24 protein-coding genes, 1 tRNA gene and 1 riboswitch are annotated in these 21,244 nt (G+C 69.2%); of the genes, 14 read left to right on the plus strand and 11 right to left on the minus strand.

Annotated elements, in window-relative coordinates; genetic code table 11:
• Positions 1 to 92: 92 nt before the first annotated feature.
• Positions 93 to 860 (plus strand): alpha/beta hydrolase, encoded by a 768-nt coding sequence (locus MCBMB27_RS12400; RefSeq protein ID WP_075380533.1) that lies wholly within the window; start codon positions 93 to 95, stop codon positions 858 to 860.
• Between the two features lie 21 nt (positions 861 to 881).
• On the opposite strand, the gene MCBMB27_RS12405 is transcribed toward MCBMB27_RS12400, so the two are convergent.
• Positions 882 to 1,166, minus strand: coding sequence for a BQ00720 family protein (locus tag MCBMB27_RS12405; RefSeq protein WP_043354930.1), 285 nt, complete (start codon positions 1,164 to 1,166; stop codon positions 882 to 884).
• A 98-nt stretch (positions 1,167 to 1,264) separates the two neighbouring features.
• Positions 1,265 to 1,693: an Hsp20 family protein gene (locus MCBMB27_RS12410; protein WP_012320108.1), complete on the minus strand. Its 429-nt coding sequence runs from the start codon at positions 1,691 to 1,693 to the stop codon at positions 1,265 to 1,267.
• A 407-nt stretch (positions 1,694 to 2,100) separates the two neighbouring features.
• Here MCBMB27_RS12410 and MCBMB27_RS12415 point away from each other — a divergent pair, with 407 nt between their 5' ends.
• The 7 genes from MCBMB27_RS12415 to MCBMB27_RS12445 all read left to right on the plus strand — a co-directional run bounded on the left by MCBMB27_RS12415 (position 2,101) and on the right by MCBMB27_RS12445 (position 6,394).
• Positions 2,101 to 2,592 carry a hypothetical protein gene (locus MCBMB27_RS12415; RefSeq protein ID WP_170861845.1) on the plus strand — a complete coding sequence of 164 codons (492 nt, stop codon included), beginning with the start codon at positions 2,101 to 2,103 and terminating at the stop codon, positions 2,590 to 2,592.
• Between the two features lie 74 nt (positions 2,593 to 2,666).
• Positions 2,667 to 3,140, plus strand: coding sequence for a hypothetical protein (locus tag MCBMB27_RS12420; protein ID WP_043354914.1), 474 nt, complete (start codon positions 2,667 to 2,669; stop codon positions 3,138 to 3,140).
• A gap of 132 nt (positions 3,141 to 3,272) precedes the next feature.
• On the plus strand, positions 3,273 to 3,962 hold the full coding sequence (locus tag MCBMB27_RS12425) for a MotA/TolQ/ExbB proton channel family protein (RefSeq protein WP_043354911.1): 690 nt from the start codon (positions 3,273 to 3,275) through the stop codon (positions 3,960 to 3,962).
• A 53-nt stretch (positions 3,963 to 4,015) separates the two neighbouring features.
• Positions 4,016 to 4,498, plus strand: a complete 483-nt coding sequence (locus MCBMB27_RS12430; protein WP_043354910.1) for an ExbD/TolR family protein — start codon at positions 4,016 to 4,018, stop codon at positions 4,496 to 4,498.
• Between the two features lie 4 nt (positions 4,499 to 4,502).
• A complete protein-coding gene (locus MCBMB27_RS12435; protein WP_043354908.1) occupies positions 4,503 to 5,498 on the plus strand; it encodes an energy transducer TonB family protein in 996 nt (331 codons plus the stop codon).
• 299 nt (positions 5,499 to 5,797) lie between these two features.
• A complete protein-coding gene (locus tag MCBMB27_RS12440; protein WP_052083634.1) occupies positions 5,798 to 6,127 on the plus strand; it encodes a hypothetical protein in 330 nt (109 codons plus the stop codon).
• Between the two features lie 6 nt (positions 6,128 to 6,133).
• Positions 6,134 to 6,394 (plus strand): BrnA antitoxin family protein, encoded by a 261-nt coding sequence (locus tag MCBMB27_RS12445; protein ID WP_043378655.1) that lies wholly within the window; start codon positions 6,134 to 6,136, stop codon positions 6,392 to 6,394.
• 31 nt (positions 6,395 to 6,425) lie between these two features.
• Here the strand turns inward: MCBMB27_RS12445 and MCBMB27_RS12450 are convergent, their stop codons facing one another.
• Genes MCBMB27_RS12450 through MCBMB27_RS12460 form a run of 3 tightly spaced genes read right to left on the minus strand, consistent with a single transcriptional unit; the run spans position 6,426 to position 8,205 of the window.
• Entirely contained in the window at positions 6,426 to 6,932 is a 507-nt protein-coding gene (locus MCBMB27_RS12450) for a YaiI/YqxD family protein (RefSeq protein WP_043354907.1), read from the minus strand.
• Positions 6,929 to 7,132, minus strand: coding sequence for a hypothetical protein (locus MCBMB27_RS12455; RefSeq protein ID WP_043378658.1), 204 nt, complete (start codon positions 7,130 to 7,132; stop codon positions 6,929 to 6,931). The genes MCBMB27_RS12450 and MCBMB27_RS12455 overlap by 4 nt, the downstream gene beginning before the upstream one ends.
• Positions 7,132 to 8,205 (minus strand): adenylate/guanylate cyclase domain-containing protein, encoded by a 1,074-nt coding sequence (locus MCBMB27_RS12460; protein ID WP_075380534.1) that lies wholly within the window; start codon positions 8,203 to 8,205, stop codon positions 7,132 to 7,134. Before MCBMB27_RS12460 ends, MCBMB27_RS12455 begins: the two co-directional genes overlap by 1 nt.
• 281 nt (positions 8,206 to 8,486) lie before the next feature.
• Between MCBMB27_RS12460 and MCBMB27_RS12465 the strand changes: the two genes are divergently transcribed.
• Positions 8,487 to 9,326, plus strand: coding sequence for an aldo/keto reductase (locus tag MCBMB27_RS12465; protein ID WP_075380535.1), 840 nt, complete (start codon positions 8,487 to 8,489; stop codon positions 9,324 to 9,326).
• A gap of 13 nt (positions 9,327 to 9,339) precedes the next feature.
• Here the strand turns inward: MCBMB27_RS12465 and MCBMB27_RS12470 are convergent, their stop codons facing one another.
• The 3 genes from MCBMB27_RS12470 to MCBMB27_RS12480 all read right to left on the minus strand — a co-directional run bounded on the left by MCBMB27_RS12470 (position 9,340) and on the right by MCBMB27_RS12480 (position 13,859).
• Entirely contained in the window at positions 9,340 to 10,890 is a 1,551-nt protein-coding gene (locus MCBMB27_RS12470) for a sensor domain-containing diguanylate cyclase (protein WP_075380536.1), read from the minus strand.
• 252 nt (positions 10,891 to 11,142) lie between these two features.
• Positions 11,143 to 13,335 (minus strand): transglycosylase domain-containing protein, encoded by a 2,193-nt coding sequence (locus MCBMB27_RS12475; protein ID WP_043352424.1) that lies wholly within the window; start codon positions 13,333 to 13,335, stop codon positions 11,143 to 11,145.
• 140 nt (positions 13,336 to 13,475) lie between these two features.
• Positions 13,476 to 13,859: a hypothetical protein gene (locus MCBMB27_RS12480; RefSeq protein ID WP_043758447.1), complete on the minus strand. Its 384-nt coding sequence runs from the start codon at positions 13,857 to 13,859 to the stop codon at positions 13,476 to 13,478.
• Positions 13,860 to 14,043: 184 nt separating this feature from the next.
• Between MCBMB27_RS12480 and MCBMB27_RS12485 the strand changes: the two genes are divergently transcribed.
• A complete protein-coding gene (locus tag MCBMB27_RS12485; protein ID WP_075380537.1) occupies positions 14,044 to 14,526 on the plus strand; it encodes a hypothetical protein in 483 nt (160 codons plus the stop codon).
• A gap of 115 nt (positions 14,527 to 14,641) precedes the next feature.
• On the plus strand, positions 14,642 to 14,887 hold the full coding sequence (locus MCBMB27_RS12490) for a hypothetical protein (protein ID WP_043352457.1): 246 nt from the start codon (positions 14,642 to 14,644) through the stop codon (positions 14,885 to 14,887).
• Positions 14,888 to 14,898: 11 nt separating this feature from the next.
• Here MCBMB27_RS12490 and MCBMB27_RS12495 read toward each other — a convergent pair whose 3' ends face one another.
• The 3 genes from MCBMB27_RS12495 to MCBMB27_RS12505 all read right to left on the minus strand — a co-directional run bounded on the left by MCBMB27_RS12495 (position 14,899) and on the right by MCBMB27_RS12505 (position 17,295).
• A complete protein-coding gene (locus tag MCBMB27_RS12495) occupies positions 14,899 to 15,969 on the minus strand; it encodes an acyltransferase family protein (protein WP_075380538.1) in 1,071 nt (356 codons plus the stop codon).
• Between the two features lie 107 nt (positions 15,970 to 16,076).
• On the minus strand, positions 16,077 to 16,451 hold the full coding sequence (locus MCBMB27_RS12500; RefSeq protein ID WP_043758453.1) for an HNH endonuclease family protein: 375 nt from the start codon (positions 16,449 to 16,451) through the stop codon (positions 16,077 to 16,079).
• A 13-nt stretch (positions 16,452 to 16,464) separates the two neighbouring features.
• Positions 16,465 to 17,295 carry an alpha/beta hydrolase gene (locus MCBMB27_RS12505; RefSeq protein WP_043758455.1) on the minus strand — a complete coding sequence of 277 codons (831 nt, stop codon included), beginning with the start codon at positions 17,293 to 17,295 and terminating at the stop codon, positions 16,465 to 16,467.
• Positions 17,296 to 17,414: 119 nt separating this feature from the next.
• Positions 17,415 to 17,520: riboswitch (TPP riboswitch) on the plus strand.
• A gap of 71 nt (positions 17,521 to 17,591) precedes the next feature.
• Here MCBMB27_RS12505 and thiC point away from each other — a divergent pair.
• The 3 genes from thiC (at position 17,592) to MCBMB27_RS12520 (ending at position 21,183) form a co-directional block, all read left to right on the plus strand.
• A complete protein-coding gene (gene thiC / locus MCBMB27_RS12510) occupies positions 17,592 to 19,478 on the plus strand; it encodes a phosphomethylpyrimidine synthase ThiC (RefSeq protein ID WP_043352437.1) in 1,887 nt (628 codons plus the stop codon).
• A gap of 764 nt (positions 19,479 to 20,242) precedes the next feature.
• Positions 20,243 to 20,581: a FlaG family protein gene (locus MCBMB27_RS12515; RefSeq protein ID WP_075380539.1), complete on the plus strand. Its 339-nt coding sequence runs from the start codon at positions 20,243 to 20,245 to the stop codon at positions 20,579 to 20,581.
• A 527-nt stretch (positions 20,582 to 21,108) separates the two neighbouring features.
• Positions 21,109 to 21,183: transfer RNA gene (locus MCBMB27_RS12520), tRNA-Gly, on the plus strand.
• Positions 21,184 to 21,244: the final 61 nt, after the last annotated feature.

Here is a 21,244-nt window from a genome sequence, read left to right on the forward strand (position 1 = left end):
GCCGGGCTTTACGGTCCGGTAAACGAGAGTTGAAGCCGAACCGTTCAGGTCCGGACTTCTTCCACGTCGAGACAGGGATATCGGAGAGAACGATGTCGGATATGGGCCCCGAGTTCCTCACCGTCGGCACGGGCGAGGCCGCCCGGCGCATCGCCGTGCGGGTGCGTCAGGGGGGCGGGCCACCGGTGGTCTGGCTCGGCGGATTCCGCTCCGACATGACGGCAACCAAGGCGACGGCGCTGGATGCCTGGGCCTCGCAGAGGGGCCGCACGCTCATCCGCTTCGATTATGCCGCGCATGGGGCCTCGAGCGGCACCTTCACGGAATGCACGATCTCTTCGTGGCTCGAGGACGCGCAGGCCGTCCTGGCCGCCTACGCCACGGAGGCGCCGATTCTCGTCGGCTCGTCGATGGGGGGATGGATCGCCTGCCTGGCCGCCCGCGACCGGGCGAACGGAGGTCAGGCGACCGCCGGTCTCGTGCTCATCGCCCCGGCCCTGGATTTCACCGAAGAGCTGATCTGGAACCGCCTCGGCGAGGCGGCCCGCGCCATGCTGATCCGAGACGGCATCCTGCGGAGGCCCAGCGACTACGGGTCGGAACCGGACCCGATCACCCTGAACCTCATCGACGACGGGCGGCGCCATTGCATGCTCGGCGACACGGTCGATCCGGCCTGCCCGGTCCACATCCTCCAGGGCATGCGGGACACCGATGTGCCTTACACCCACGCCCTGAAGATCCTCGGCCGGCTGCCGGCCGAGGGCACCGTGCTGACGCTCATCGCCGACGGGGATCACCGCCTGTCGCGGCCGCAGGACATCGCGCGCCTGGTCGCGGCAGTGGACGAGATCGCCTGACCGGTTCCTCGGCCGGAGCGGTCAGTGGAGGCTGACCGGCTGCAGGTCCTGCGCGACCGCATTCGCCAGGACGACGTCCCGCGAATCGGCGAGCATGATCGGAGCGCCACTCGCCGAGAGGAGGGCAAACAGATCGAGGCCGGGCAGCAGCTCGGGCGCCTGTGGGAAGAAACGGCGGACCTCGTCGGACCGGATGGGCCGGACATAGGCGATGTGACCCTCGCCCAAGGCCGCGAGATCGGCGGGCGCAAAATCGGCCGGGTCGAGATCGGCCGGGGTCAACGGAGACGGGTTCAGATTGGTCATCAAAGCCCTCCTGGGGTGGCAGAGCGTGCGCCGCCGATCCTGAAGGCTTCGGCGGCTCCCCACTGATGTGGGGATCCGCGCCGTCCAATCAATCGGTCTCAGCCGCGGGCGCCGATATCGATCTTGCGCACGATGCGATCCGGTTCCGGACGGACCAGATCGATCGACAGCAGGCCGTTGGCGAGGTCGGCCCCGAGGACCTCCATGCCGTCGGCGAGGAGGAAGGCCCGCTGGAACTGGCGCGCCGCAATGCCGCGGTGAAGAAAGTGCCTCTCGCGCTCGTCGACCTGGCGACCGCGCACGACGAGCTGGCTCTCCTCCAGCATGACGTCCAACTGGTCGCGGGTGAAGCCGGCGACCGCCAGCGTGATGCGCAGGCGCTCGGGCTCGCTCTCGGTGCGGGGCAGCCGCTCGATGTTGTAGGGTGGATAGCCGTCATTGGCGGCCTTTGAGACCCGGTCGAGAGCCTGTTCGATCTCGTCGAAGCCGAGCAGGAACGGGTGCCCGAAGGGCGAGGATCGGGTCATCGCGGCCATCATCCAGAAAGCGAGGCCTCCGACCCCGGGATCCGCCGCAATCCCGGGATGCCTGAGCACCTCGTCGACAGGGAGCCCACCGAAGTAGCGCTCCGCCGGACGAGACGTCGCCGGCAACAACGAGATATGGCCAAGGCCGTCCGGGCCATCAAGGGAGGCCGCGGGTTTCGTCCGGACGGCGTGGTCCGATCCAATCCAGGATAATTAGGCAAAAATTACCGGGACGCATAGGCAAAGACGTGAACGGCCACGCTTTCCTCTAACAGTTTGGAACTGCTCTGATTTTCTCGCTGGGCCTTGATCCGGGCGGCCGGCCTGGATACTGCCGCGAAAGAAGATGATCCGACCATGACGGTCGGTCTATGCAAGTTGTCCTGCGACGCGAGGCACCGCAGTCCATGAGCGCGCCCCTGACCCGGACTGATCATGCGGCGATGCGGCGCGTCGCCGATATCTGCGGCGATGAGGCTGATATCCTGGCCCTGTCGGTGGCCCGTTTCGTGGCCGCCGGCTACATGACCAGCGACGTCGCCTGCTGGAACGCGGCCTTCGACGGCGCCGAGCAGCTGCTTGGGCCGACCGAAGGCTGCCGCTTCGTCGCCTGTGTGGTCGCGATCATCCGGGCACTGCGGGCGGAGCGCGACGGCGACTGGTCGTTCATGCCGGCGAGTTGCTGCCGCGTGACCGGTCACGAATGCGCCCTGGTGACGCTGATCAACCGGGGGCGTCAGCGCCTCTGGACGGATCTGGAGGCGGCCGCCGCCGAGATCACCGGACGGGAGGCGGCGCCCCGCCTCGTGGCGGCGGTCCGCGCGGCCGTCGGGCCGCTGGATGCGGCGGCCCAACGCCTCGCCCCGGCCTCCTGCCCCGCCGGCGCGGTGCTTCACTGATCCGGCCCCCAACCCGCCCGGCCGGCGCGGCGCGAAACGCCGGCCGGCAGACACTTGAAAAGGACTTGGTCACGGTGATTGCCCTGCGCGCCCCCCTGTACCGTCGGCGGATCGGGCGTATCGCCCTCGACACGGCGGCCTGCTTCGCGCTCTCGGCGCTCCTCGTGGTATCGGCCCTGGCGCAGGATGCCGCGGAGAAGTCCGCGCCGATCAAGCTGCAGCTCAACAAGGTCGAGACTGCGGGCGAGGCCTGCCGGATCACCATGGTGATCGACAACAAGGGGCCCGGCCTGAAATCCTACAAGGTGGATCTCTTCGCCTTCGACCCGGAGGGCGTCGCGCAGAAGCGTGTCGCGGTGGAGCTCGGTCCGCTGCCGCCGAAGAAGACCACCGTCAAGATCTTCGACTTCCCCGGCATCGCCTGCAACAAGGTCGGGCGCGTCCTGTTGAACGACGTCCTGGCCTGCGACGGCGGTGATTCCGCGCGCGAGGCCTGCCTCGAGCGGACCGAGACCGACAGCAAGGCCGGCCTCCCGTTCGACCGCTGATGCGGATGGTTTGACGGTCGATCAGACCAAACCGCCCGGCGGCGAGGGTCGCCGGGCGGCCTGCGGCTTTCGCCGCACCCCGAGATGACGGCGGCGCAAGGCCGCGTGAGACCAAGACGCCAGGAGCCCGCGATGGACCCGACACAAGCGCCGATCGAGGCGGCCCACGACTTCTCCTTCCTCGGTCTGTTCCTGCAGGCCGACCCGATCGTGAAGGGCGTGATGATCCTGCTGGTGATCGCCTCGATCGCCTGCTGGACGGTGGTGTTCGAGAAGATCATCCGGCTGGCCGCCGCCCGGCGTCAGGCCAAGGCCTTCGCCACGCTGGTCCGCTCCGGCGGCAGCCTCGACGGCGAGCATCGCGGCATCGCCGGCCACGTGGTGAAGGCGGCCATCGACGCGTGGCGCGATCAGGATTCCTCCGAGACCCGGGCCGAGCGCCGCGACCGGATCGAGCGGGCGATGAAGGGCGCCCTCACCCTCGAGGTGAAGCGCCTGCGCACCGGCCTGTCGCTGCTGGCGACTTCGGGCTCGACGGCCCCGTTCGTCGGGCTGTTCGGCACCGTCTGGGGCATCATGAACTCGTTCTCGTCGATCGCCCGGAGCCAGGACACGTCGCTGGCCGTGGTGGCCCCGGGCATCGCGGAGGCGCTGTTCGCCACGGCGATCGGTCTCGTCGTCGCGATCCCGGCGGTGATGGCCTACAACAAGCTGTCGAGCGACGTGAGCGGCATCCAGAGCACCTTCTCGTCCTACATTTCGGTTCTGGGCAACCGTCTCGCGCGCGACCGCGCCGGCGCCCATCGGGCGGCTGCCGAATAGAGCCGCCGCGCCCGCCCGCACAGAACCGAACGTAACGGTACCGGAGACGCCCCATGGCGATGGGATCCCTTCGCGCGAACGACGACGACGACCTCGACGACATGCCGATGTCCGACATCAACGTCACGCCGATGGTCGACGTGATGCTCGTGCTTCTGATCATCTTCATGGTCGCCGCACCGCTGATGACCACCGGCGTGCCGGTCCAGCTGCCGAAGACGGCGGCCCCCAAAGTCGCGCAGTCGAAGAAGCCCGCGGAGGTGACGGTTGACAAGGACGGCAACCCGTCCATCGCCAAGGAGGTGTTCACGATGGACAGCATCGTGCCGCGCCTGCGCGAGATGGCGGCTGCCGACAAGGATCAGGTCATCCTCGTGCGCGGCGACCGTGACGTGCCCTACGGCAAGGTGATGGAGGTGATGGGCCTTGTCGGCCAGGCCGGCTTCACCAAGGTGTCGCTGATCGCGCAGTCGCCCGGCGGCGCCGCTCCGGCAGCGGCCGCCGCTCCGGCCGCCTCCGCAGGGACCGCGCGCTGAACCGATGAGCACCTTCACGTCGACGGATCTGCCGGTCGGGGCCGGCGAGCGCCGCCCGTCCGGGCTGGTCGCCGCCTTCCTGGTCGCCCTCGGGCTGCATGCGCTTGCGTTGGCCGCGATGATGTTCCTGCGGCTGGCCCCGCCCGCGCCGCCCGGCGAGCAGCAGATCACCGTCGACCTCGCGCCGCTCATGACGGATGCGACCACCGAAGCTCCGGCGGAGCAGCAGATGAGCCAGGAGGCCCCGCCGGAGACGAAGCCGGTGGACGCGCCGCCCGACGAGGCCGTCCAGCCCCCGCCGCCGACCGAGATGACCGAGGTCAAGCCGGAGGACACCCAGCCGGTCGAAGCGCCGGCGGAGGCTCAGCCCGTCGAGGCGCAGAACCAAGTGATCACCTCCACGTCGGAGGCGGCCGAGCCGCTGGCGGCGCCGCCCACCGAGGTCGCCAAGACCGAGGAACCGCCGAAGCCCACACCGGACCCCGCCAAGCTCAAGGCGGAACGGGAGGCCAAGCTGCGGAAGATCCGCGAGGAGAAGCTCCGCGAGCAGAAGCGCGAAGAGGCGCGTCAGGAGCGCCTGGAGGAGATCCGCGAGGCGAAAGCCAAGGCCGCGCGCGAGGCGAAGGCGCGTGAGGCCAAGGCCCGGGCGGGCGCCGAGCGGAGTTCGGCCTCGGCCTCGCGTCAGAATGCGGTCGGCCGGGCCGCCGCAGGCAACGATCCGAGCGCCATGCGGCAATGGCAGGGCGCGATCAGCGCAGCGATCCACAGCCGGATGAACGTGAACGCGGCCGTCGGAACCGGGGGCGGGACCGCGGTGGTGCGCTTCACCGTGATGCGCTCGGGCCAGGTGACGGGCGCGGGCCTGGCCCGCTCAAGCGGGATCGGCCAGATCGACAGCGCCGCCCTCGCGGCGGTGCGCGGCAGCATGCCGGCGGCGCCGCCCGGTGTTACGCTGTCGAACCTGACGGTCTCCATCCCGCTTCGGTTCGGCGTGCGCTGATCGAACGACGATCGGGGCCGACATCTCTCGTCAGAACGCGGACCCGGGCCGCATGGACAGGTGGACCCGCACGAAGGGTGTGCGCGGCCAGTCCCGACCGTCGATCCGGATTCGCCATCGGCGTCGCGGGCATGCTAAAGCCTTCGCGAAGCTGCTCTCCTTGCGCGCCTGACGGCGGTGCGGGAGGGCGAATGATCCGGCCTTGCCCTCCGCCCGTCGAACAGGCCGGACCCGCTCAGACACCGTCTCGCGCAGGATGCGTCGGGTCGGATCCGTCGAGCCGGGGTGAAAGGGACAGGATGAGCGACGAGACTGAGTTTGACCTCGACGAGGTGAATGCCGTCCGCGACGCGGAAGCGGAAGCGAAGACGCGTGCCGAGAATCGCGCCGAGCGTGCGGAACGTGCGGAGCGCATGGCGCGCGAAGGCGCCCAGGCGATGGCGGAGCATCACGCGGCCATCAAGGCTGTGGATGAGCGGACGCTTCGGTTGCGCTCGCTGCGCCTCGCCAAGGAGGCCGCAGACGCGCAGGCCAAGGCGGCCGAGAAGGAAGCCAAGGCGGCCGCCAAAGGCTCCGCGAAGAAGGCCGTGAAGAAGGCGGCACCGAAGAAGACGACCGCGAAGGATTAGGGGTCGATGGCCGAGGACCGCAACCGCCGCCGCTTCACCGATCCGCGCGCGACCGCCGAGGCGGCTTTCCGGGCCGCCACGACCCCGAAGCCGGCTGCCCCGCCGCCGCAACCGGCCGCACGGCCGACGACGATCCCCGGCTCGCGGGAGGTGGTGAGCTTGCGTCTCGACAGCGCCGTGCTCGCGCATTTCCAGAAGGACGGGCCGGGCTGGCAGGACCGCATCAACGAGGCGCTCAGAAGCCTCGTCCCGGCGGACGACGCCTGAATCGTCCATTTGATCGGAGGGCGGCCGGGTCTCAGCCCGGCTTCGGCCGGTCACGCAGGATCCGGTTCACCGCCCGGTCAAGGGCGGACAGAAAGGCCGATCGGTCTGCGCGCGAGAACGGCTTCGGCCCGCCCGTGATGGTTCCGGCTTCGCGCAACGATTGCATCAGGTCGCGTGTGGCGAGCGCGAGGCCGATCCCGGACTCGCTGAACGGCTTACCGGTGAAGGCCAGAACCGTGGCGCCGGCTTTCACGCAGCGCGCAGCCAGCGGAACGTCGGCGGTGAGCACGATGCTCCCGGGCCCCGCCCGCGCGGCGATCCAGTCATCGGCGGCGTCGAGTTCCGAACCGACCACCACGCGCTCGATCCAGGGCTCGCGCGGGAGATTCAGCACGCTGTTGGCGACGACGTGGACGGTGAGGCCGTAGCGTGCGGCCACCCGGTAGGTCTCGTCCTTCACCGGGCATGCATCGGCGTCGAGATAGATCGCCGGGCCGGTCGGGGTGGCACGCGTCGGGTCGCTCGTGGCAGCGCTCATGACCGGGGCACGACCTTCGAGATGAAGCCCGCCAAAATCAGAAGCACACCCAGGCCGAACTGCCAGCGCTCGATATCGCCGCCCACCGACAGCACGATGGCGCGGCCGAAGACCACGACCCCGATCAGCGGCAGGCCAAAACGGAGCGCCATCTTGACGGCGATCAAGGTATTGGCGCGGGCGGCGCTGACACGGGCCATCAGCGGGCGACCGCAGCGCGGCGCGGCGCCAGATCCGCCACGGCGGCACTCTCGACAGGACCACGCTCCAGCGTCGCCACGGACAACGGCGCGCCGCGGCCGCGGAGGGCATGGGCGCCGAGAGAGCGCGCCCGGACGCCGGCTGGCAGGCGCGGAAGACGGCCGAGGAGATCCTGCGAGATCAGGATGCCGACCCCGAGCGGGCGGCACAGGGCCTCGATCCGCGACGTCACGTTCACGGCGTCGCCGAAATACGCGATCTTGTGGCGGTCGACTCCGACTTCGGCCGTGACCACCGAGCCGCCATGCAGCGCCGCCCGCAGCCGCGGCACCGTCCCGAATCGGGTGGTCCAGGCCGCGGCATCCGCCTCGATCCGGTCGAGCACGTCGAACAGGCAGGTGATGCAGCGCGCGTCCTTGAGGCCGCGGGCCATCGGCCAGGTCACCATGGCGAGATCGCCGACATAGTCGTCCACGGATCCGCCGTTGCGCCGCACCGGCTCGGCCAGCGTCGCGAACACGGCCCCGAGATACTCCTGGGCGCGCAGGTCCCCGTGCGCCTCCGCGAAGGCGGTGGAGCCGACGACGTCGAGGAACAGGAAGATCCGCTCCTCCGCCACCGGCTTGTGGTAGCGGCCGATCATGAAGTTCACGAACACCTCGCCGCCGATCAGATCGCGCATCCGGATCACGAAGACGAGGAGGCCGGACACGGCCAAGGCGTAGGCGAGGACCCGCGCGGTCATCCGGGTCGCGGTCGTCAGATCGTCCGGTGTCAGGGCGAAGGCCCAGACGACCAAGCCGCCGAGGGCGTTGCCCGCCATGATCATCAGGACGTAGGCGAGTTCCGCGGCCAGCACGTAGAGCCACGCCGGCAGGCGGCGGATCCGCGTCTGCAGGCCGGCCAGGATCAGCCCGCGGTCGAAAGCCAGCACCGTGGCACCCATGCAGAGGCCGTAGGTGAATCCGGCGAGGGGAGAGGCGCCAGCCGCGAAGATGATGTTGTAGAGCAACCCCGCGCCGGCCGCCGCCAGCAGGATCAGACCCCAGAATATCCGATGGGCCGGCAGCATCGACACATCTCCAGCATGGCCACTGACGGACCGGGTGTCGTGTGGCCGGGCGCGGCGGCGCCCTGCGGGAGGCGCAGGCTCGGCATACCCGCGCCGCCTGACCTCGAGCCTGGGCCTAAAGTTTAGCGTCGCGGAAGGCCGCCAGCCATTGCTCAACGCCCCAAGATGGCGCGAGTAAGGCGTGCCGGGGAGTTGAACGGCGGACCCATGACACGTCGGCGGCCCGATCCCGACCGGATCGCCGTCAGCAACCCCTGTGACAGCGAAAAGGGAGCGCTGCCATGTATGCCAGGAGCTTCGGCGCGATGCGCGTCTCGGTCCCGGTCATCGGCCAGGGCACGTGGCACATCGACAGTTCGGACCGGACGGATGCGATCCGCGCGTTGCGGGCCGGAATCGACGCCGGCATGACCCATATCGACACCGCGGAGATGTACGGCGACGCGGAGGCAATCGTCGCCGCCGCCATCGCGGATTGCCGCGAGGAGGTCTTCCTCGTTTCGAAGGTGGTCCCTGGCAACGCGACGCGCCGCGGCGTGGCGCGGGCCTGCGAGGCTTCGCTCCGACGCCTGCGGACGGATCGGCTGGACAGCTATCTGCTGCACTGGCCGGGCCAGCACCCCCTCGAGGAGACGATCGCGGGCTTCGAGGATCTGCGCCGGGCGGGCAAGATTCTGTCCTGGGGTGTCAGCAATTTCGACGTCGAGGATCTCGACCGCGCCCTCGCCATTGCGGGGCCGGACCGGATCGCCTGCAATCAGGTCCTCTACCACCTGAACGAGCGGGCCATCGAGCATGCCGTGCTGCCCTGGTGCGAGAAGCACGGCGTCGCGATGGTCGGCTACTCGCCCTTCGGCAGCGGCGACTTTCCCGATCCGGCCAGTGCTGGCGGCCGCGTCCTGGCGGGCATCGCGCAGAGCCATGGGACGACGCCCTACGCCGTGGCCCTCGCCTTCCTGACCCGGCTGCCCGGCACCTTTACGATTCCGAAGACCGGTCGCCCGGACCGGGCCATCGAGAATGCTGGCGCGGCGGACCTGCATCTCGGTGCGGCCGAGATTGCCCTGATCGACGCGCATTTCCCTCGGGGGCCACGCCCCCGGATCCTGCCCATGCTCTGAGCCGCGGGCCGGCTCAGGCCCGCATCGCGAGGGTCGGGGGTGCGCGCGGCGGTGCGGCCCGCACCCGATTGCGGCCGGCCTTCTTGGCGGCATAGAGGGCCGCGTCCGCCGCCGTGAAGAGGCCATCGGGCGGATCCCCGCTGGCCGGATCGGCGGAGGCCACGCCGATGCTGACCGTGGCGCTGCCGCCGACGTCCGGAGCATGGGGGATCCCGAGGCTCACCACCGCGCGGCGGATGCGCTCCGCCGCCGCCCCCGCCGCCGTCGCATCGAGTCCCGGCAGCAGCGCGACGAATTCCTCGCCGCCGATCCGGAAGCTCAGCCCGCCGGTATCGAGCGTCTGCTGCAGACACAGCGCCACCGCCTTGAGCACCTCGTCGCCGCGCTGGTGGCCGAAGCGGTCGTTGAACTGCTTGAAGTGGTCGGCATCGACGATCATCAGGGCCAAAGGAGTCCGCAGTCGCGCGGCACGGGTCCACTCCACGGCGAAGTGTTCGTCGTAGCTGCGCCGGTTCGGCAGCCCGGTTAAGCCGTCGGTCCGGGCGAGCACCGCGAGTGCAGCATTCGCTTCGCGCGTGGAGGCCTCCGCGGCCGCCCGGCGACCCACCTCCCGGTGAAGCAGAACCGTCAGCCCGAAGGTGAGGACGCAGAGACTGAGGATCAGGATACCGACGATCGCCGCCTTATAGATCCAGACCTCACGGATGCTGTCGACATCCGTAGCCACCGTCACGATCAGCGGCAGGTCGTCGAGATTCGCGAAGCTGTAGACCCGGTCAACGCCGTCCAAGGCCGACCGTCCCTGAAACTCGCCGCGGGCATGCGCCTGATAGAACGCATGGGCCGGACTTGCACGGATGCTCTGCCCGAGCAGTTGCGGCCGGGCCGGCGCGCGGATCAGGAGCGTCCCGTCCCGATGGAACACGTTCAGGGCGATACCGTCATCGAAGCGCAGCCGGTCGAAGAGCGCCCGGAAATGCGCGAGTCTGATCGATCCGTACACGATCCCCGCGAAGGAACCGTCTGCCGTCTGGATCCGCCGGGTCATGCGGATAATGCTCTCCCCGGTCAGACGGGACTGAGTCGGTCCAGTAAGGATCAGACCCGCATCGGGATTGGACTTATGGATCTGGAATTCCGGCAGCGTGCTCAGGTTGGGCCGGTTCTGCAGGTTGGGATCGCTCGTCAGTTGGACATCACCCGCCGCATCCGTGACGGTGATCGGACCGAGACCGGAGCCCGCGACGGCGGTGTCGAACACGGCCAAGCGTCTGAGTTCCGGGTCCAGAATTATGATATCCGCGCGGTGCGCCAAGCGCGCGGAACTCTGCAGGGAGAGATCGTAAACCCGCAGGCTGTGGCCGACCCCCTCCTCGATCACGGCCAGAAGGTTCGCAGCGTTGCGGCGCGCATTGTGCCAAGCGACATCGCGCAGATCGAGGCAGAGATAGACCCCGAGCAGCGTCAGGCAGAGCAGCAGGCACGTGCCCCCCAGCGCGATCAGACGCGAGGCGCGATCGGCGAGGTGGACTCGGATCGCTGTGGCAGTCGCGCGCGGGACCATGGGCTCGATCGGGTTGCCGCCGGCCCCGGCAACCGGAGAGCGGACTTGCTATCGACCCGAATTCTGAGTCCCGAATATTGAAAAAGGAGTTATTTTAGGAATTAAGAAGCGTCCGATTTGCGCCAATATAGATCAATCGGCACCAGGTCTGTAAGTGCTGCCGCGTCAAGTCAGCGGTCAGCCGGATTTCGAGCACCGTCGATCAGGCCCGCGATGGGGTGGCGAGCGCCGGGCCGTCACCGATCGGCGGGGTCAGTCGCCGATCCCGAACAGCTTTTCGATGAAGTTGCGGTCATCCTTCTGAGCGCGCCGCGCCGGGGCGGACTGGCGCGGCGCGGGTGCCTCCGGTTCGCCCAGAATCTGCCCGAGGAGCCCGCCCGGTGCAGGCGGCGCGGCACTCGCCACCGAGGCGGTCGTCTCCGGCTGCCTGCGCCAGCGGTTGAGGCCGGGGAGCGGGACCGGAGTCTGCCCCTTCAGCGCCTGGGTCATATACGACTTCCAGATCTCCGCCGGCAGATTGCCGCCGGTGACCTTCTTGGTCAGCTCGCCGTCGTCGTTGCCGAGCCAGACCCCGGTGACGAGGCTGCCCGAGAAGCCGATAAACCAAGCATCGCGGTAGTCCTGCGTGGTGCCGCTCTTGCCCGCCAGGTCCCAGCCCGGGATGTCCGCCTTCTTGCCGGTGCCGCTGACGAAGACCTCGTGCATCATCGCATTCATCATGCCGTCGGCATTGGCATCGATGACCCGGCCGAGACCGTTGTCGGAGCGCTTGTACAGGACCTTGCCGCCCTGGCTCTTCACGGCGGTCACCACGTAGGGGATCACGCCGGTGCCGCCGTTGGCGAAGGCCCCGTAGGCGCCGACCATCTCCAGCAGCGTCACTTCGGACGTGCCCAGGGCGATGGAGCCGTTGGCCTGGAGCGGCGAGGTGATGCCGAGCCGCTGGGCGGTCTGCACCACGGTCTTCGGGCCGACCTCCTGGCCGAGCCGCACCGCGACGGTATTGAGCGAATGGGCGAGCGCCGTCCGCAGGGTGACAGGCCCCTCGTACCGGTGCGAGTAGTTCTCCGGGGCCCAGTTGCCGATCCGGACCGGCGCGTCCTCGCGGACCGTGTCGGGCGTGGCGCCGTGCTCCACGGCAGCGAGGTACACGAAGGGCTTGAACGAGGAGCCGGGCTGGCGCTTCGCGGTCGTGGCACGGTTGAACTGGCTCTGGGCGTAGTCGCGCCCGCCGATCAGCGCCCGGATCGCGCCGTCGGGCCGCATCGAGACCAGCGCGCCCTGGCCGACATTGAAGCGCGCGCCCTTGGCGTTGAGCTCGTCGGTGAGCACCTTCTCGGCGGCGGCCTGGAGGACGGGATCGACGGTCGTCTGGACCGTGATGTCGGTGTCGAACTTGCCGACGTAGTCGTCGAGCACGTCCATCACGAGGTCTGCGACGTAATTGGCCGAACCGCCGCCGCGGGCATTGGTGGGCTTCGCCGGCTGGGCGAGCGCCACCTTCACGTCCTGCGGCGCGGCGAAGCCGAGTTCCTGCATCGCGGCGAGCACCTGGGCGGCGCGGGCCTGGGCGGCCGGGAGGTTGCGGTTCGGAGCGAGCCGCGACGGCGCCTGAACGAGGCCGCCGAGCATCGCGGCCTGCGCAAGGCTCACCTCCTTGGCGGGCTTGCCGAAATAGCGCTGCGCGGCCGCCTCGACGCCGTAGGCGCCGGCGCCGAAATAGACACGGTTCAGGTAGAGCTCGAGGATCTCGTCCTTGGTGTACTTGTGCTCCAGCCAGAGCGCGAGGATCGCCTCCTGGATCTTGCGCGAGGCGGTCCGCTCCTGCGTCAGGAACAGATTCTTGGCGAGCTGCTGCGTCAAGGTCGAGCCGCCCTGCGCGACGCCGCGCCGGGTCAGGTTCTGACCGATGGCGCGCAGGATGCCGACCGGATCGACGCCGAAATGCTGGTAGAAGCGCCGATCCTCGATCGCCACGAAGGCGCGCGGCAAGTAGGGCGGCAATTCCTTGATCGAGACCACCCGGCCGCCGGTCTCGCCGCGATTGGCGAGCAGCGAGCCGTCGCTTGCCAGGATGGCGATGTTGGGCGGCCGCTTCGGCACCGCGAGCTGGTCGATCGGCGGCAATTGCGACGCGTGGTAGGCGATGAGCCCGGCAAGCCCGATCACCCCCCAGAGACCGAGGACGACGGTGCCGTAGACGATGCGGCCGAGCCAGGACCGCCGGCGTCGGCCGCGACCCGAGGCCTTCGCCCGCCCGGTGGTCCGCGCCGGCGCCTTGTTCGGCTGCCGCGCTCCTCCGCCGCCCGATCGCTTCGCCACGCCGTCTCCTGCCCCCCCGGGACGGTCCTCCCGGGACAGGCGCAGATCGAGTTCGCCGCGATCCCGGACACGCCCCTCGGGCACGTCGAAGTTCGGCTCAATCCTGCCCCGACCCTTGGCCATGCATCCCGTCTACGAATGTTCCGCCGCAGCGCGTCTGTCGGGCGCGCCGCAGGACGGTTTCCGCACGCTAAATGCGGCGGTTTAAGGGGCCGTTATCGAAGCGTTCGGCGCCCGTTCCCCATCCCGCGCGCCGATACGCCCTAGCGTTGGGCAGGAGGCTGGACGGCCGGCGCGCCGAGCACCCGTCGGGCCTCCGCGAGCAGCACGGAATGGCGAGCCGATTGCGGACCTGAATCCGGCGTCTCGCGGCCCAGCCGGGCGATGCGCGACCGGAACAGGCGTCGGCGCAGGCCGAACCAGCCGATGCTCATCAGCAGCGCCTGAAGCACGAGACGGACGGCCTCCGTCCGCTCGCGCTCCTCGGCGACCACAGCCGAGAGCGCCGCCTCGCGGCGAAGGGCAGCCTCCAGCTCCTCCCGGACGGCGGCGCGGGCCGCCTCGTCCTTGCGCGCCGCGTCGAGCTGGATCCGGCATTCCTGCAGCGCGCTGAGCAACAGAAGCTCCTGCGCGGACGCATCCCTCATTAAGGCCTCCTGGGGCGCCCTATCCCGTTCGACCACGGGTGGCTCCGCCCGATCATCGTCATGGCGGTGCCAAAACAGCCCGCACAGATCCGTGCGCGACGCCATAGCGAGCGCGGCCGCTGGCCGGAAGCCGCCGACCGGATTATTCGGCACGCGGACCGCGACGCAATGGGGAATCGGGGACGTGCAGATTCGGATCGCTCTGGCCTTCGGAGCCATCATGCTGGGAGCCGGCACGGTGATGCCCGCGCCGGCCCGGGCCTATCAGCTCGACACGGTGTATCTGGTCGGCTGCGCCCAGGAAGGCGGCGTCTGCCGGATGCCCTACGCGACCAACGTCTATTACGGCGTGCCCGGCCGGACCAACGGTCGGCCGTTTCCTCAGGGCGGCGCCGTGCCCTGCAACAGCCAGACCTTCGGCGATCCCGCACCGGGCCAGGCGAAGAGCTGCTGGTACGCACCGCGCATCACTGCAGGCGGCTCTGGCGGTGGCGGCTACGGCGGTGGCGGCTACGGCGGTGGCGGGTACCGGAGCGACGATTACGACGACCGGCGCGACGCCTATCGCTATGGCCGCGACTACGACCGGCCGCGCGCACGCCGCTCGTACGACGACGATTATGGGCCTGGGCCGCGCCGCTACAGGGATGATCCGGACGACTATTGATCTCGATCTGAGAGCGCAGGCAAGGGATCGTATTTGCCCTGTTAACCCCCATCCGGCATCGTCCCGGACCGCGGAGATCGTCTCCGCGGGCCCGCGGGTGCGGATGGGGGAGTCGATGAGGGAGAATCGCCGCGGCGTCTTCCGGAAGAACGCCTTCACCTTCGGCGCGGTCCTGCTCGACGGCGGCGAAGTCAGTTGCCTGGTCTGGGACGCGACCGAGGTCGGCGCCCAGATCGAGGTCGACGGCGATCATGTGGTGCCGGACCGCTTCCCGCTCCGCGTGAGCGCCGGCGCCGAGCCGCGCGCGGCGGCCGTTGCATGGCGGCGCAGCCGCCGGATCGGCATCGCCTTCGAGGGCTGAAGCCGCCCGTCTCAGGTCGCCTGCAGGACCGGGCGGGTCCGGGACTCCGACCCCACGAGCCGGCACCAGCGCGGCCGCACGAACAGCAGATCGAGCGCCGTGCCGCGAACCAGCCGCTCCAGGACCAGCGGCAGCAGCACCGCCACGGTCATGACGATGAGGCTTGCAAGTCCGATATCGGCGATGGCTCCGGTGCGCACGAGAATCTCCCGGGTCGCCGCCATGGGTAGCGAAAAGGCGAGATAGATCACGATCGAGCGCTGCCCGCAGGTTCGGACCGCCTCGGCGATCGGCCCCCCGACGCGGCCAAGGAGCGACGCCGCCACCACGATCGCGAGCGCACCGGCGGCGCCGAGAGCGAGGCTCACCAGCGGCAGGCTGGCGAGGGTCGGGTGATTCGGAAGGCCCGACGGAGTCAGCGCGAGCCAACCTTCCACGAACGCCCATGCGGCGAGGCCGCACAGGGCGAGCCGGACCCGGTGCCGGGCCGCGTCCGCGAGGGCGAAGATGCGGCCGGCGAACAGATAGCCGGCGACGAAGAAGACATATCGGGCGCAGAACTCCTCGATGAGGGTCGACTCGCTGCGGATGTCGGCAATCTGCAGCACGGCGGCACCGGCGAGCAGCACGGCGTCGGGCACGCGGCGCAGAGCCTTGGTGACGACCGAGAACACCGCGAGCAGATAGATGAACCACAGCGTCGAGTAGGGTTCGATCAGGGCATGGGCGAGATGCGCCGCGAAGGCCGTGGGGCCGTCATCGCCGGCGATCTTGCCGTATCTGGCGGCCGACTGGATCACGAGCCAGAGCAGGTAGAAATAGGCGAAATGGACCACCCGGCGGTCGGAGAACAGGCGCCAGTCGCGGTCGATCACCCGCCCCATGAACAGGCCGGACAGAAGGAAGAAGTCCGGAATCCGGAACGGCTTCGCGAAGGCCACGACCGGATGGAGGAAACCTTCCCCGCCCATGGCGTCGCCGGTGCCCGTGACGGAATGCATCATGACCACCAGGAGGATGCAGATCCCCTTGGCGATATCGACCCAGGCGAGCCGATCACCCGTATCCCCGACCCCGGCCATCGTCCCACCCTCGCGATCGGAGGGATCCTGGACCGATTTGGGTTGACGGCGATGAACGTGATCGCCGCAACCTGCGGATGTGACGAACGGTCGGTAAACGCCGGCGGTCAGACCTTGCGCCGCGCCGACCGCCGCGCGCGGGTCATACGCGTCGCGGCGTGAAAATCGTCCGGCCGGCCGCGCACCCAGGCGAGGAAGCGGGCTATCTCCGGATCGGTCCGCAGGGCTTCGAGATCGGCCAGGCGCTTGGCGATCTCGGCCTCACTGTAGCGTGCATGGATCGCCGAGTGGCAGATCTGGTGCAGGCGGACGGTACCGCGATGGGTTCCGCCCTTCAGCTTCGGGGTGAGGTGATGGAGGCTGGAGCGAGCGCCGTGCGGAATCGGGCGCTCACAGAGCGGGCAGACCGGCTCGGGCCGGCCCTGCGCACCCGGTGCGTCCGGATCTTCGGCGCTCCAGCGCTGCGAGCGCCGTCCGACCACGCGCCCCCCTCTCCTATCCTTGCTGATCGACCGGCTGCGGGCAGGTCGGACCGACACGCTCTCTGAACAACGCCTCGGCCTCTCGGTCCCGGCCCCCCAGGATGGACACGTGGTCGCCCGGGATCACGGCGATCCGCGCCCGAGGGCCGGCTGCTGCGGCGAGGCTTTGCGCCAACTTGAGCGGCACCACCGTGTCGTCGCGTCCCTGCACGATCAGAACCGGCGCAGTTCCGCCACGGATGCGCGTGTCCGAGCGGTATGTGTCGCGCAGGAGCCAGATGGGGACTAGCGGGACATGCAGCCGCACGGTGTGGATCATCGAGTCGAACGGGGCCTCCAAGTAAAGCCCGATCGTCGGCACCCGTTCGGCGACTGCGACCGCGACGGCCGCCCCCAGCGAATGGCCGTGCAGCAGGATCGGCGCATCGGGCGCCTGTGCTCGCGCGGCGTTCACGGCCGCCAGGCCGTCGCGGATCAGGCCGTCTTCGCTGGGGCTGCCGGTCGAGCCGGGATAGCCGCGATAGGCCACGGTCAGCAGACCCCAGCCGCGCGCCCGCCACGGCTCCGCGGCGAAGCGCTCCGCGTGCGGTTCCGGGCGGGATCCATTGCCGTGGAAACTGACGATGACGCCGCAGCCCGGCCGCGGCGGCCGCCACAGTCCGTGCAGGGTCTCGCCATCCGAGGTCGCGACCGTGATCGTCGCGACCCCGGGCGGCACCGGCCAGGGTGTCGGCGGGCTGAAGGCGCCCGGATAGAGGAAGCGGCGCTGTCCGAGGGCGAGCGCGGCGCAGGCCAACCCGCAGAGCAGGAGCACGGCGAGCAGGAGGCCGGCGAGGAGTCGCATGCGATGCGGGGGAGGCCGTGGGGTTGAGAAGCGGATACGTTCGATCGAACGGTTTTCGGGATGTGTTTTCTAGGGCGCCCGGTCAGCATTGACAAAGCCGTCCGCGCGCCTGAGTCTGGAACCGTTCCGAGGGGAGCCCCGCAGGGGGCTGAGATTGGGCACGCTGCCCTGACCCTTGAACCTGATCCGGCTCATACCGGCGGAGGGACGGGAACCTGCGGTCGCATGTCGCGCGGCCCCATCTCATCTCGGCCATCGCGTGGACCGGACTGCTCCAGCACGAGGAGAGGCCCACGATGAACGCACCCGTTCTCCCCAAGGATGTGAAAGGCAGCCCGGAGACCGTGACCACGGGTCCGGTGACCGGATCGCGCAAGGCCTATGCGAGCCCGGCCGGACGGCCGGACATCCGCGTCCCCTACCGCGAGATCGTCCTCTCCGATCCGAAGGAGGAACCGGTGCGGGTCTACGACCCGTCGGGCCCCTACACCGAGACCGACGCGCGGATCGACCTCAATGCCGGCCTCCCCGGCGTGCGCGAGCCCTGGATCGCGGCCCGCGGTTACGCGGCCGTCGCCCCGCGGGCGGTGAAGCCCGAGGATAACGGCTTCGCGGGCGACAAGCTCGTGGCCCCCTGCCCCGCCGAGCGGACCATCCGCAAGGCGGCCCCGGGCCAGAGGGTGACCCAGTACGAGTTCGCCCGCGCGGGGATCATCACCGAGGAGATGATCTACGTCGCCCATCGCGAGAACGTCTGCCGCGAGAAGATGCTCGCGGGCGCCGAGGCCGCACTCGCCGACGGCCAGAGCTTCGGGGCCTCGGTCCCGCCCTTCATCACCCCCGAATTCGTGCGCGACGAGATCGCCCGCGGCCGAGCGATCATCCCGGCCAACATCAACCACACCGAGCTGGAGCCGATGGCGATCGGCCGGAACTTCCTGGTCAAGATCAACGCCAACATCGGCAACTCGGCCGTGACGTCCTCGGCCGCCGACGAGGTCGAGAAGCTCGTCTGGTCGATCCGCTGGGGCGCCGACACGGTCATGGACCTGTCCACCGGCCGCAACATCCACAACATCCGCTCGTGGATCATCCGGAACAGCCCGGTCCCGATCGGCACGGTGCCGATCTATCAGGCGCTGGAGAAGGTCGGCGGCGACCCGCTCAAGCTCGACTGGGAGGTCTTCAAGGACACGCTGATCGAGCAGGCCGAGCAGGGCATCGACTACTTCACCATCCATGCCGGCGTGCGGCTGGCCCACGTGCCGCTGACCGCCCGGCGCGTCACCGGCATCGTCTCCCGCGGCGGCTCGATCATGGCGCGCTGGTGCCTGGCCGGGCACCGGGAATCGTTCCTCTACGAGCGGTTCGACGAGATCTGCGACATCATGCGGGCCTACGACGTGTCGTTCTCGCTGGGCGACGGCCTGCGCCCGGGCTCGATCGCCGACGCCAACGACGCCGCCCAGTTCGGCGAGCTGGAGACGCTGGGCGAGCTGACCAAGGTCGCCTGGGACAAGGGCTGCCAGGTGATGATCGAGGGCCCCGGCCACGTGCCGATGCACAAGATCAAGGTCAACATGGAGAAGCAGCTGAAGGAGTGCGGCGAGGCGCCGTTCTACACCCTCGGCCCGCTGACCACCGACATCGCCCCCGGCTACGACCATATCACCTCGGGCATCGGCGCCGCGATGATCGGCTGGTTCGGCACCGCGATGCTCTGCTACGTCACCCCGAAGGAGCATCTCGGCCTGCCCGACCGGGACGACGTGAAGACCGGCGTGATCACCTACAAGATCGCCGCCCACGCCGCCGACCTCGCCAAAGGCCACCCGGCCGCGCAGCTGCGCGACGACGCGCTCAGCCGCGCCCGGTTCGACTTCCGCTGGGAGGACCAGTTCAACCTGGGCCTCGATCCGGATACGGCCCGCCGCTACCACGACGAGACCCTGCCGAAGGACGCCCACAAGGTCGCGCATTTCTGCTCGATGTGCGGGCCGAAATTCTGCTCGATGAAGATCACGCAGGATCTGCGCGCCGAGGTGCTGGCGATGGAGGAAGCCGGCGAAGTCGTGGGCGCGTCGCCCGCGATGTCCAAGGCCGAGGCCGAAGCCGGCATGCGGGCCAAGTCGGAGGAGTTCCTGGCCGAGGGCGGCAAGCTCTACGTCGACGCCGCCGAGTGAGGCCAAGGCACGCCCGGTCCGATCCGGATGCGGGCGTGCCGCCGTTCCGCCCCGGCGTTCCACCGCACGGGGCCTCAATGTCGAGGACCGCTCCGGGTCGGGCGCCATTGGTACCGCGCATCGCCTCACGCATCTGATCCGCGGCGATGCCGACGGCGCGCGGGGTGCCCAGTTCGACGATCGGGGCGCAAATCCTTCTCTGATCCGCCTGGACAGAGCGGAGCGCTTCCAGTCGCAGGCGCTTCCTGTCAGGTGCCCCGTAGCCGCCCGACGCAGCCTTGCTGAGCAAGCGGGTATCCCGAGCCTGAAAATGGGCACCGGATGCAGCACTGCGGCTGCGCATGCGATCACGATGATGCGGGCGCGTCCGACGTCGACCGGTGCGCGCCCGTGGATGGCATGGAGCCGCGCAACGATCTTGCAGCGAGGCTTGCGGACAAACGGGTCACGCTTCCCCGATCGTCTCCGGTCGCCTGCACGGCGAGCACCCGCCTCGCGATGGCGAGCATCGGAAGATACCTGCCTGAACCGCACTCCGGACGACACGGGATGGCCCGCGGTACCGTGGCGACTGAATGGATCAGATGCCCGACGAGCCGCCTCTCGGGGAGAAAGCCGCACGGATTTGTGTCGCAACGCTAACGGGATGTTCATCGCATCTCGGACCGCGAGCCACCATCCGGTGGATCGCCTGCTGCTGTTAACCGCTGGTTAGGCAGCCGCCCGTCTCAATCCTTCGATCACAGGATCGCAGGAGACCGGCCATGGAGATCCGTCCGCTGACACCCCCGACGTCGGGGCCGCAGGGCCTCGACGCCCTAGGCGCGACGGCCGCCGCCGCCGTGACGCAGGAGGCCCCCGTGCCCCAGAGCACATCCGCGCCCCTCGAACCCGCGGTGAAGCTCGACATCGGCGCAAACGGCGGTAAGGCGCGCTACATTCAGGATCCGGACACGAGCACGATCGTCTTCCAGGTGGTTGATCCTGCGTCCGGCAACGTGATCGATCAACTCCCCAGCGAAACCGCTCTGCGCAATCGCGCTTACGATACCGCCCGCGGCACGCAGGGGGCACAGACAGGCAGCCTCTCCCGCGTCGCCTGAACGCCGTCGGTCAGACGCGTAGCCAGCGGCCCGACGCAGCGGGCGGGGCCCGGGCTGAACCGCGCCAGGGACAGGAGAGCCACCAGAGCAAGCCGCCACGCGACGAGGAGGCTGTTCTCGACAGGCGGCGCCGGGGCCGGGATTCCGATCGACCGGCTTCGAGACAACGAGCTCACTGCCGTCCAAGGCACACAGAAATCGCGCTGATTCGCGCGCACGGCCATGCAGGGGTCGGATGCCGGGCCGCGAAATCGGGGATCCAGGTCAGCGCCTCCACCGGATCGCAAGGCGTATCCGAACCCGTCGCGCCTTCGCCGGGCAGCACAAGGAAGATCGCCCTCGGAACCGTGATCCTTTTATGTGCCGCGGACAGTTCGCGTGAGATTTTTCGGGCCTCGTAGCCGCTTTGAGAGGTTCCCATGCGTTTGACGCCATCGCCGTCGAACTGCTAAACGGTCGGCGCACATGAGGGCTTGGGACCGGTCGCATCGACCGTCGTCAACGCCGGATCCGGACCAGTCATGTGGGCGGGCGTAGTTCAGTGGTAGAACGTCAGCTTCCCAAGCTGAATGTCGTCGGTTCGATCCCGATCGCCCGCTCCAACTAACGCGCTGAAGCATCAGCCTTTCTGACAGTCTACCGCTGATCTCGCGTCCCCCATCG

It is taken from the genome of Methylobacterium phyllosphaerae (assembly GCF_001936175.1).
GTDB lineage: Bacteria > Pseudomonadota > Alphaproteobacteria > Rhizobiales > Beijerinckiaceae > Methylobacterium > Methylobacterium fujisawaense.

What these genes read in the sequence shown, in the direction of transcription:
- thiC (WP_043352437.1), top strand. Translation starts at nt 17,592, where the DNA reads ATGAACGCACCCGTTCTCCCCAAGGATGTGAAAGGCAGCCCGGAGACC.
- MCBMB27_RS12435 (WP_043354908.1), top strand. Translation starts at nt 4,503, where the DNA reads ATGAGCACCTTCACGTCGACGGATCTGCCGGTCGGGGCCGGCGAGCGC.
- MCBMB27_RS12490 (WP_043352457.1), top strand. Translation starts at nt 14,642, where the DNA reads ATGAGGGAGAATCGCCGCGGCGTCTTCCGGAAGAACGCCTTCACCTTC.
- MCBMB27_RS12405 (WP_043354930.1), bottom strand. Translation starts at nt 1,166, where the DNA reads ATGACCAATCTGAACCCGTCTCCGTTGACCCCGGCCGATCTCGACCCG.
- MCBMB27_RS12430 (WP_043354910.1), top strand. Translation starts at nt 4,016, where the DNA reads ATGGCGATGGGATCCCTTCGCGCGAACGACGACGACGACCTCGACGAC.
- MCBMB27_RS12410 (WP_012320108.1), bottom strand. Translation starts at nt 1,693, where the DNA reads ATGACCCGATCCTCGCCCTTCGGGCACCCGTTCCTGCTCGGCTTCGAC.
- MCBMB27_RS12495 (WP_075380538.1), bottom strand. Translation starts at nt 15,969, where the DNA reads ATGGCCGGGGTCGGGGATACGGGTGATCGGCTCGCCTGGGTCGATATC.
- MCBMB27_RS12475 (WP_043352424.1), bottom strand. Translation starts at nt 13,335, where the DNA reads ATGGCCAAGGGTCGGGGCAGGATTGAGCCGAACTTCGACGTGCCCGAG.
- MCBMB27_RS12445 (WP_043378655.1), top strand. Translation starts at nt 6,134, where the DNA reads ATGGCCGAGGACCGCAACCGCCGCCGCTTCACCGATCCGCGCGCGACC.
- MCBMB27_RS12515 (WP_075380539.1), top strand. Translation starts at nt 20,243, where the DNA reads ATGGAGATCCGTCCGCTGACACCCCCGACGTCGGGGCCGCAGGGCCTC.
- MCBMB27_RS12465 (WP_075380535.1), top strand. Translation starts at nt 8,487, where the DNA reads ATGTATGCCAGGAGCTTCGGCGCGATGCGCGTCTCGGTCCCGGTCATC.
- MCBMB27_RS12450 (WP_043354907.1), bottom strand. Translation starts at nt 6,932, where the DNA reads ATGAGCGCTGCCACGAGCGACCCGACGCGTGCCACCCCGACCGGCCCG.
- MCBMB27_RS12470 (WP_075380536.1), bottom strand. Translation starts at nt 10,890, where the DNA reads ATGGTCCCGCGCGCGACTGCCACAGCGATCCGAGTCCACCTCGCCGAT.
- MCBMB27_RS12460 (WP_075380534.1), bottom strand. Translation starts at nt 8,205, where the DNA reads ATGCTGCCGGCCCATCGGATATTCTGGGGTCTGATCCTGCTGGCGGCG.
- MCBMB27_RS12455 (WP_043378658.1), bottom strand. Translation starts at nt 7,132, where the DNA reads ATGGCCCGTGTCAGCGCCGCCCGCGCCAATACCTTGATCGCCGTCAAG.
- MCBMB27_RS12425 (WP_043354911.1), top strand. Translation starts at nt 3,273, where the DNA reads ATGGACCCGACACAAGCGCCGATCGAGGCGGCCCACGACTTCTCCTTC.
- MCBMB27_RS12415 (WP_170861845.1), top strand. Translation starts at nt 2,101, where the DNA reads ATGAGCGCGCCCCTGACCCGGACTGATCATGCGGCGATGCGGCGCGTC.
- MCBMB27_RS12440 (WP_052083634.1), top strand. Translation starts at nt 5,798, where the DNA reads ATGAGCGACGAGACTGAGTTTGACCTCGACGAGGTGAATGCCGTCCGC.
- MCBMB27_RS12505 (WP_043758455.1), bottom strand. Translation starts at nt 17,295, where the DNA reads ATGCGACTCCTCGCCGGCCTCCTGCTCGCCGTGCTCCTGCTCTGCGGG.
- MCBMB27_RS12400 (WP_075380533.1), top strand. Translation starts at nt 93, where the DNA reads ATGTCGGATATGGGCCCCGAGTTCCTCACCGTCGGCACGGGCGAGGCC.
- MCBMB27_RS12480 (WP_043758447.1), bottom strand. Translation starts at nt 13,859, where the DNA reads ATGAGGGATGCGTCCGCGCAGGAGCTTCTGTTGCTCAGCGCGCTGCAG.